The organism is Lichenihabitans sp. Uapishka_5 (genome assembly GCF_033947565.1).
Lineage (GTDB): Bacteria > Pseudomonadota > Alphaproteobacteria > Rhizobiales > Beijerinckiaceae > Lichenihabitans.
The window spans coordinates 1-6,514 of sequence record NZ_JARPVX010000134.1; the positions used below are offsets into that span (position 1 = coordinate 1).

General features: G+C 64.1%; 3 protein-coding genes. All 3 read right to left on the reverse strand.

The features are described 5' to 3' along the window. Positions 1–758: 758 nt before the first annotated feature. Complete coding sequence (locus tag P7D22_RS21980) at positions 759–3,509, reverse strand: recombinase family protein (RefSeq protein WP_319936396.1); 2,751 nt, start codon at positions 3,507–3,509, stop codon at positions 759–761. A gap of 103 nt (positions 3,510–3,612) precedes the next feature. Next, the gene (locus P7D22_RS21985) at positions 3,613–5,706 is read right to left on the reverse strand and encodes a helix-turn-helix domain-containing protein (RefSeq protein WP_319936397.1); all 2,094 of its coding nucleotides are present in this window, start codon (positions 5,704–5,706) and stop codon (positions 3,613–3,615) included. Further along, positions 5,703–6,386 carry a recombinase family protein gene (locus P7D22_RS21990; protein WP_319936398.1) on the reverse strand — a complete coding sequence of 228 codons (684 nt, stop codon included), beginning with the start codon at positions 6,384–6,386 and terminating at the stop codon, positions 5,703–5,705. The genes P7D22_RS21985 and P7D22_RS21990 overlap by 4 nt, the downstream gene beginning before the upstream one ends. Between the last annotated feature and the right edge of the window lie 128 nt (positions 6,387–6,514).

Sequence of the window (6,514 nt, forward strand, 5' to 3'; positions counted from 1 at the left end):
ATCGTTTCACTGGCCCTCGGATTCATCCTCTTAAAATCCGTCCACACGGCCTAGCCCGAAGGTCATCAGGTAGACGCGGGCCGCGGTTCTGAGCTGGGTCGGGCGCCGGCGTCAGTGACGCGTTGGCGCCCTCCGCTGTCCACCCCTGATGTAGCCTTTACTTTTCCAGTCGTCCGATCACAACCAGAGCGCTTGCGAAGCTCTTTCTGGTGCGATGCGATCGCATCTTACGCTAACCCAGTTATCCACTAACGAGACTTCTGCGTCGATAATGTTCGGAAACGAACCTCAACCCTTTGAAATACCGATAAGTTCTACACTCCACATATTGCGGCTGTAGTGAAAAGTTTCAGTTGTGCATGCTCCCCAGACCACACCCATTAGTTGGCATTTTGCCTTCACTATGTGAATAACAGCTCTACGTTGTTCGACTTCTCGAAGGTATCGCGCTCAAGTACACATTAACCGCGTCAACATCGCCTCCGGGCCCGTCGCGATGCGACTGCCTGCGTAAGCGCATCCACCATAATGCAGCAGCCACGTCACTGCGGTCGCCATAGATCATCGAAAGCGGCACCGCCCGATGCGCGAAGCGCGGCGGACGAGGAGCGCCAACCGTGCTCGAGCATCTGCAAAGCGCGTGTCAAACCTCCGGCGATCCACTTCTGAAAGTGATCAGCCCACGCCTGGGTTCGACAGGAGCTGCGCGAAGATGCCGGCCCCGCGGAGCAGCGAAGCTTGGAAACGAAAGACGGAGGTCAGGGTACGTTTTTACGCGCTCCGAGGTCGCGGACAAAGGGCGGCCGAAGGAAGTGATCGGCCCTGGCTTGCACGGCCGAGGGCCGGAGACCTTCGCGATGAAGCGGCAGTGACAAATTTGCATCGGCGAGGATTAGGCGAAGGCGGTCGAGATCGTAGGAGGTGCTGAAGCGCCTCAATATCATGTCCGCGACGCACTCCACGCTGAGGCCACCCGCGTCGCGTCCGTCAAGGACGTACGCTTGAACTTCGCTCCACTGGGTCTGCGAGAGCCGAGAGTGGCCCGGCCCGGCATCGCTGCCCCACTGAGCCATGCCCCATGGTCCGACAGCACGATAGCGCACCACGAGGTGATCGACGCGGCTCGGGGAGGTTGCATGGATGGAGGCGAGATCCGTCTTCCGCAAACCTTTCAGGTGATCCTCCAGGACCGCCGCCGCAGAGACTGCTCTAGCGTTCCCCGCGGCCACCACCCAGTCTTGCATCTCGGCACCGAGCGTCGCGATATTCAGCGCGCCATCGATCAAAAGGGCGTCGAGACCACGCAGCCGCACGGTCGCGAGCGCGGCGGTCAGACGGGGATCGGTCTTCCCGTAAGTAGACGCGTGGCCGGACGTCGCCGTCCGCTCCAACCAGTCACGAACCGCGTCCCTAACACCTTCACCGCACGCCGGCGCTACGGCGTTATCGATGCACAAGGCGGCGGCGGAGGCGAGCGCCCGCTCGATCGAGGGAGCCAAATGGGCGAACCCGGGCCGGCCCATAAACAAGCGCAGGTGGCCCTTCTCGAAGGCTACAGCCTCGTCCGTCACGATCAGAAAAATCTCGCCGCGCAGCCCGCTCCCGAGGACCGCGCGGCGCGCCTCCTCGAAGGTTTCGGCCCGGCCGTCCGGCAAACCCTGTTGCTCTATCCGCCTGCCGGTGCTCACCCAGAGCGCGCACGCGGTGATCAGGTCGGCGAGGGACCAACCAAGCGCCTCGAGACGTGGACGGAGGGTCTTCGGCCCGAGCCGCCCGAGTAGGTCCGACGCCCGCTGACTCAACGACACATCGCCGGCCCGAGCCACCCTGGCAACCAGGTTGACGTTCGCTGCCGCGCGCCCGGCTTCGCGCGTGGCGGGGTCCTGCTGGCTGTCTGGGACGGCGATGTCCAACGTGGGGAACAGGTCGGTGCCGCCCACCTGCGTGGCGACCGGGCCGAGGTCCAGGGAGACGCGCAAGCGCGTCGTGCCTGCGCCGCCGCCCACATCAACACGGGTGACGAGAGCCCGAACGACGTCGAACATGAGCCGGCCGGGATCGCTCAACGGCTCCACGCCGCGATCCCTCGCGAGATTGTCCGCGGAGCGCAGTACGTCATCGATCTCGACGTTGTCGTCGGCCTCGGAACGCAATACGCGCAGCAACGATTCGTATCGCCTCTTCTCCAGCGGAACGTCTGTTCCGTTCGAAGTCAGGCCGTCCAGTTCTTGCTCCAATGACGCCGACAACCGGCGACCAAGGTCGCGCAGCTGCTCGGACCACAGCGTCTCCCTGCCAGGGGTTACAGTCTCGCAGCGCCGCAAACGCAAGTCCATGGCAAGTGACTGCACAAGGGCGCGCTCGACGACACCGATGGTCGCCCGACTCTCACGACAGGCCTCCGTCTTCGAACAAAGGTACGCGCTCGCTCCCTCAGAGCGGTTATAGGGGCCACGCAGGGTTTCGCCGCAGCACGCGCAAGCGGCCACGCCTGTGAGCATGACCATCGCGCGCGGGCTCGCGGCGACGCGGCGTCCGACACTCCGTTGCGCAAGGCGATCCTGCACCTGCGCCCAAAGCTCGGGATCGACGATCCGCATGTGAGGCACCATGAATGCCTGCCACCGATCTTCGGAAACAGGCTCGAAACCGAGACGCCGGAAGGTGTCCGCGTTGCGGACGGTCGTGGTCTTGCCCCACGTCTGGACGCCCTTGTAGGCGGGGTCACGCAGCAAACGTAGAACCATCGGGCCCGTCCAGGATGGCCAACCGCCCGAAAGCTCGTGTCGCTCCGCCGCGATCCATGTCGCAGGCGTTGGACAGCGGAGCGTGGACGCGATTGCCTCCGGCTCCATCCCGGCCGCCGCATTGCGGAACATGCTTAACACGACATGCCGGAACTCTGGGTGCGGCACGCGGAGACCAGGCACCGCCTTCACGTGCAAAAAGCCGAAGGTGGGCGCCCCTGGGAAACGACCGAGCGTCATGACCCGCAGCCTGCCGTCCAGCTTTCGGGCGAGCCCAAGCCGCCTGCCTTGTTCGGCCTTATTGCCGTCCACGGCGAGTTTGACGTCGTCGACGCGACCCGAGGCGACCTCGTGGAGTTCAACCTCTGTCGCCTTGAACGTGTCCACGATGCGGTGCAGCGCCGTCTCTCGGCGCGATAGCCGGCAGATGGTCGCGACAACGACCATATCGACCCGTCCGGCCTTGCAAGCGCGCAGCATGGCGCGGAGTGCGGGCCGACCACCGATCGTCGTGCCGGACCGGCCCCGGTCGAAGTACTTGACGACCTCGGATACGCCCAGCGCTTCAAGGTACGCGTTGCCAGCCGCGTACTGGGTGGTGATGCTGTCTTCGAGTTGCCCGTTCGTGCTGGTCCGACAGTACACGGCGCCAACCCTTGGACGCACGGGAACGTCGGACGCCAGGAGCGGCTCCGGCGCGAACTCGTGGCGTGTCGGGCGATGATCCGCCAGAAACGCATCGAGTGTAAAATCATCCGCCATCGCTCTCACCCATTCCCAAGTGACAGATGTACCGGAGGCATGCCCGAAATAATGGCCTTCCCGACGCGAGAGTCGACAACTCCCGTCCAGAGGTCGAGATTGATCACCCAGACCCCTCGCGATCCGCCATTCGCCAAGCCACCTGGATACCGTGGGCCTTACAGGTTCGTTGGAAGGTGGTTGCATCAGGCGCATGACCGAACTTGGCGAGGCAGAACTCGCGCAACGTCTTCCAGTGCGCGACGGGACGTGGTCGCTCCTCGTTGCCGGACGAGCGGGCATAACGTGCCAACTCCTCCAGTTCCGCGCATCCCAATGCGATGGCGGGTGTCTCCGTAGCATTGCAAACCGCGCCGTTGTCACGCCACGTTTGGACGGTCTTCTCGACGACCAGCGGGCTGATCCCATACCTTCGCGATAAACCGCCGACATCATGCCCGTCAGCGAAGTCGGCAAGGAGGTTTACCCTGCGCTGCACCTCAGCGTCGCGCGCGTCGACCGCAAGAATGCGGAGCCTGTCTCCCTCTTCGGTCGGTGTTCCCACCGGGCTCCGGAGAGACGAAGCCAGACCGGCGATGCCAGATGCCCGCAGGATTGCGAGGTACCGGTCGAAGTCCGTGATCGAACCCCTAAGCTTGGCCATTACATTCTTCGCCGATGCGCCGGCGCACCAATCCGCGAGGGCCTCCGCCGCGCCGCCGCGTCCCGTCGGAAGCTGGGTGGCCAGTGCGGCGAGCTTGCGAGCGTGGGACCCGGCCCATTCGCGGACTACGATGGCATGCGGACGCAGGCACCACGTTCGTTGCCAAAGGTGAGCCGCCCCGTTTTCACGAAAGACCCTTGCCCACTTCGACACCGTCTGCTCCGACCATCCCGTGAAGGCGGCTACGTCGCGGTGGCTCGCGCCCGCGATCGACATGGCGGCGATACGCAGCCTTAATGCGAGGGCAGGATCGAGGCAGCCCTCTGCAGCTTCGCGGAGACGAGACGCTGCCTCGGGCAACTGCGGCCCGAGGTCGAACGTGTTGAAGGTCGCGAGGGTGCCGGCACGGTGCCGGAAGACGAGCTCGCGGACCGCATCGGTGGGTATGCCGTGCAAGTACGCGACCTTCGTCGGCGAGAGGCCGTCGAGGACCTTGGCGACGATCTCGCGTCGCCCTGACGCAGCGTCCGCCGGCGAACGAAACAGGCCGATCCGCGCGGCCACCTCCGAGGGCGAAGGACGTACGACAGTCGATAGGAACCGTCCCGGGTTCTCGATTTCGTGAGGCGAGCCGTCCAAGGCGTCGACGAGTGCCGCAAGGGCACCGGATCGGATGAGCGCGCGACCGGCCTGCTCGAATTTAGCGAGCGGACCGCGCTCTCCCACGTATGCTCGTTGGAGCTCACCCATCCCCGTTAAGGCGCAAAAGCGCGCCACATCGACCAGGGCTCGAAGCTGCCATCCCGTCGCCTCCAGTGTGTCAGCAACGTGCACTGCCCGGCCTTCGATGGCAAACCAGACAACATCAGGTAGGTCGCCGGCCCGCTTGTCGTAGGCGACGACTGGATCGGGCCGGCTGCCCCGCTGATAGCGGTGCTCGCCGAAGGTCGGTACAGTGAGTTCACGCACCACGCGCCGATGTGGGTCGTCAATCGAGTCGGAACCGATGATTGGACCAAGATCCAAGCGCACGAGCACCCGCGCCTCCTCGGGTCTGGCACCCTCTCCGATCTCGACGCCCTCAACTATGCGGTTGAACGCCGACCGGAAACGGTCGGAGTGCGCATCCGTCTCTTTGAAGGGCGCATTTGCCATCACAAAACGCAGCCCCCCCTCCAGCCCACGTGGCGTGAGGTCGTCCTCCGTGCGCTCGGCGGCCGCGAGCGCCTTTAGATCTTTGTCAGTCTTCGCCAGCTCCTGGAAAAGCGTCTCGCGCGAGCCGTCGAGGACGTCGGCCGGGTAATCTCCCAGCGTACCGCGCATCTGCTTCGCGAGGCCACCCTTCAACCGCGCCTCGAGGTCGACGTAACGTTGCCGCAGGACGGCTGCGCGGGTGGCGCGTTCAGCCGCCGCGGCGGCGAGTTCAGCCTCCATTCGCTCGGAGTACGCGGCGACGAGGTCCGAACCGCCCAGGAGCGCGAGGAGGTCGCCGACGACCGCCCGCTCAAGGTCAACGATCCGGATCCGGCCGAAGCCGCCGCAGGCGCCGGTCACGCGTGCTCGCATCGGACGGACACCCAGTCGCGGCGACGCCTGTGCTGGAAAATGGCTCGCGCCCCACACAGCGCGCAGACGATCTTGTTGTGAAACAAGAAGCTTGAGGCGGTAGCAGCCCGCGAACGCGCAACATGTTCGCCCTTGCGAAGGAGGTGGAACATTTGGCGCTCCATGCGCAATCGTAAATTTGCGTCGATGAACGTTCTGTCGTCGATGATGCGGCTGTGCGATGCCGTCCCTCGTGTCCACTTATCGCGTGCCGTCGGCTTCACACCTACCTTACGGCTTTGTTCGTCCAATTGGACGCGCGTGCGACCATCGATTAGCGCACCCGCGTAAATGGTTGACCTGATTACTTCACGCACCATGCCGGTGGTCCAACGCGACTTCCGCATCGGATCCGCCTGACCCGCATCGATCATGTAGCAATCTCCAGGCGTGGGAAATCGACCAGTCAGATCCCGTGCGATTCGGGCACGGGAAACGCCTCGCAGGTACCGTCCGAAGATCTCCTCCACCGCCGGGCGCCGTTCCGGATGCGGAACAAAGTGGGCTCGCGCCGTGCGCATCAGCCCGAACTTAAGTTTGTGTGGCGAGCCGCCGTCTTCGACCAGCCTCCGGCGTCCACGCGCCATGCGCAACTTCATGCGCTTGATATCCTCGACCGCGAACAGCACTCGAATTGTGTATTCTAAGTTGCGCAACTCACCGGTCAGATCGTAAATGGCAACGAGGCAATCCTCGACGCCTTCTAGTGCACCGACTCAGACAGATGATTCAGGGCGAGTTTGGTCCTGATCGCGTT

What these genes read in the sequence shown, in the direction of transcription:
- P7D22_RS21980 (WP_319936396.1), bottom strand. Translation starts at nt 3,509, where the DNA reads ATGGCGGATGATTTTACACTCGATGCGTTTCTGGCGGATCATCGCCCG.